General features: G+C 37.1%; 3 protein-coding genes. 1 reads left to right on the top strand and 2 read right to left on the bottom strand.

What is annotated here, in order from left to right; all coding sequences use genetic code 11:
• Window positions 1-271 precede the first annotated feature (271 nt).
• Entirely contained in the window at window positions 272-862 is a 591-nt protein-coding gene (locus ACIR131C_RS0100750) for a Uma2 family endonuclease (protein ID WP_028088694.1), read from the top strand.
• Window positions 863-1,161: 299 nt separating this feature from the next.
• Here the strand turns inward: ACIR131C_RS0100750 and ACIR131C_RS0100745 are convergent, their stop codons facing one another.
• Both ACIR131C_RS0100745 and ACIR131C_RS27250 read right to left on the bottom strand, forming a co-directional pair.
• Entirely contained in the window at window positions 1,162-1,908 is a 747-nt protein-coding gene (locus ACIR131C_RS0100745) for a Uma2 family endonuclease (RefSeq protein WP_028088693.1), read from the bottom strand.
• Window positions 1,909-2,264: 356 nt separating this feature from the next.
• The gene (locus ACIR131C_RS27250; RefSeq protein WP_417033393.1) at window positions 2,265-2,540 is read right to left on the bottom strand and encodes a hypothetical protein; all 276 of its coding nucleotides are present in this window, start codon (window positions 2,538-2,540) and stop codon (window positions 2,265-2,267) included.
• Window positions 2,541-2,757: the final 217 nt, after the last annotated feature.

Here is a 2,757-nt window from a genome sequence, read left to right as displayed (position 1 = left end):
TGGGTAAATCATACATGGTGGGCAGGTTTTTTTGCGGAGGTGCTTCACTTTGATACATGATGACTATCTCCTGTGTTTCATTACCTGGAATGTTCTATAAATTATAACTTTGAATGATCTTTTCGTAAACGGAGATCATCTTTGATGCTACTTTACATTTTTTTACAGACTTTGGTTTTATTGTGTTCACATACTGACAATTTAATTTATGATAATATAGTTTTTTGTACCATTACCCACGACAAAAGTGAGAATCTTGAGGTGATAAAATATGATTCCTGCCCCCGATTTTTACATCACACCAGAAGAATATTTAGCACTGGAAGAAAACAGCACAGTTAAACATGAATATATTGATGGATATATTTATGCAATGGCTGGCGCATTTGATTCTCATGTTACTTTAGCTTTAAATATAGCCTCTTTACTTCGTAATCATCTTCGAGGTTATGGTTGTCGGGTATATATTGCTGATATGAAAGCCAGAATAGAATCCTTAAATAGATTTTACTATCCTGATGTGATGGTAACTTGTGATTCAAGAGATCAAGAAACTCCAGGTTATAAAAGATTTCCTTGTTTAATAATTGAGGTTTTATCTAATTCTACTGAAGGATTTGATAGAGGTGATAAATTTGCTGATTATCAAATGTTGGAAACTTTGCAAGAATACGTTTTAATTAATACGAAAAAACCTAGAGTTGAATGTTTTAGACGCAATGAAGAGGGACTTTGGATTTTACAATCTTATATAGGAGAACAAACATCATTTCAATTACCAACTATCAATTTTATTGGTAAAATGACGGAACTTTATGAAGATGTAAATTTTCTTCCCCTTTCACAACAACGTGAATCATAAGAATAATCAAAGTTTACAAATAAATCAGGAATGGTGATCACAAAAATGTTTAGATTTATTAGATGCTTATAGATTTTAAAAACGCCTAAGTAGTTTAATACAATTAAACCAAAAGGCGACTATTCAAATTTTACCGCAATAATCGCCAAGCCGTCCTAAATAGGTGAACGGAAAAAACCGACATAAGTAACGAAAAGTTTTGACATCGGTTTGCAGTATAATTAGGGTGTTTTTTCCATAATATTCTTGTTTGCCGAATGCGATCGCCAGGCAGAAATGCTTTTTTCGGTTAGTTTTCTTTAAATTTCATCTAAATTCACCCCCAAAGCCCGCAGTTTTTCTGCTAGTTTGTCTGCTCGTTGTTTTTCCTGTTCTGCTCGTTGTTTTTCCTGTTCTGCTCGTTGTTTTTCCTGTTCTGCTCTAGCTTTTTCCTGTTCTGCTCTAGCTTTTTCCTGTTCTGCTCTAGCTTTTTCCTGTTCAAGGCTTCTACGTAGTTCTAACGGAGATAAGAATAGATTGCCTTGATGATCATAAATATTTAGAGTTGATGCTGTTAGTTCAAACCGAATACCCAAACGAGGACTGTGCCAATGATCGATGTTTTCAATGGATATGAGTTCTTCGTCGGCTCTGGTAAAACCCATCAACTCATTAGAGTCTGGGTTATATATGTAGTATTCTTTCACATCATAGCGGTTATAGAATAACAATTTACGGCTCATTTCTTTGAGGGTATTGCCTGGAGACAAAATCTCAAACACTACTTGAGGGGCAATATTATCTTCCTGCCATTGCCGGTATGACCCCCGATCGCCTTTGGGTCGGCCAAAGACCACAAGGACATCGGGAGCGACACGAATATCGGGACGACCTTCAACGGGATACCACAGCAGATCTCCTGCCACAAAAACGGTATCGTCATTGGCAAAAAGGGAGTCGAGATTTTCTTTAATCAGAACAATCCAGCGAAATTGCTTGGTGTTATCTGCCATGGGCTGACCATCACTGTCGGGATAGATTATGGTTTTGTCTAGAGCTACAGTCATTGTTTTTGCCTCCCTCTACTTAATAGTTAAGTTATTAATATTCAATTCCTTCCATATACTAGGTAATTGGTAATAAAAACTCTGGTTTCATGCTGTTCATCCTTTAATTCTGGACATCCTGATAGCGAAGCGAGGCGTTAGCCATTTCTGACAATTTACCTAACTAGCAACTTACATTAATATAAACTGCCGGGCGCGATAGCGAAGCGCGACCTAGAATCGCTCTATCGCTCCAAATCCTTTTTTCAATAGTCGAGAAACTAGAGCGATCGCTTTTTAAGCTATACTGCATTTAATAAAGCAAAACCAAGCTGTTAGTCAGGAATAATTTTCCTGGCTTCCTTGTTTAAATTACTTCAAATTTCATCTAAATTTATCCCCAAAGCCCGCAACTTTTCAGCTAGTTTGTCTGCTCGTTGTTTTTCCTGTTCTGCTCGTTGTTTTTCCTGTTCTACTCTTTCAGCAAGAGTGGGAATCCAATCATCATTTTCATTATACCAACGTAGCCACAAACCTTCCGTATCTTGATATTTGCCTGACCACACTCCTACTCCTAATTTTAATTCAGGAAACCAGAATTTTGGTTCTGCAAGTTCTACGGCTTGATATTTTGTGCCAACTAATTGGAACACCCGTAATTTACTTTCATACCTATCAAAAATAACATAATAGGGCGATGCCTACGGCGAGCGAAGCTATCGCAAATACTGTTCATAAGCCTGCCATTTTGTCGGTGGTTTATTCGCGCTTCTTGATGTTTGTCCTAAATCTTCTGCTTCTGTACCGGGTGATAATAATTCTACTATTAAAAATGGAGCTAATCCTTCTTGCCAAATTACATAACTCCAG

The organism is Dolichospermum circinale AWQC131C (assembly GCF_000426905.1).
Classification (GTDB): Bacteria; Cyanobacteriota; Cyanobacteriia; order Cyanobacteriales; family Nostocaceae; genus Dolichospermum; species Dolichospermum circinale.
The sequence above is the reverse complement of the archived record's forward strand: the minus strand, read 5'-3'. Positions and strand labels throughout refer to the sequence as shown.

What these genes read in the sequence shown, in the direction of transcription:
- ACIR131C_RS0100750 (WP_028088694.1), top strand. Translation starts at nt 272, where the DNA reads ATGATTCCTGCCCCCGATTTTTACATCACACCAGAAGAATATTTAGCA.
- ACIR131C_RS0100745 (WP_028088693.1), bottom strand. Translation starts at nt 1,908, where the DNA reads ATGACTGTAGCTCTAGACAAAACCATAATCTATCCCGACAGTGATGGT.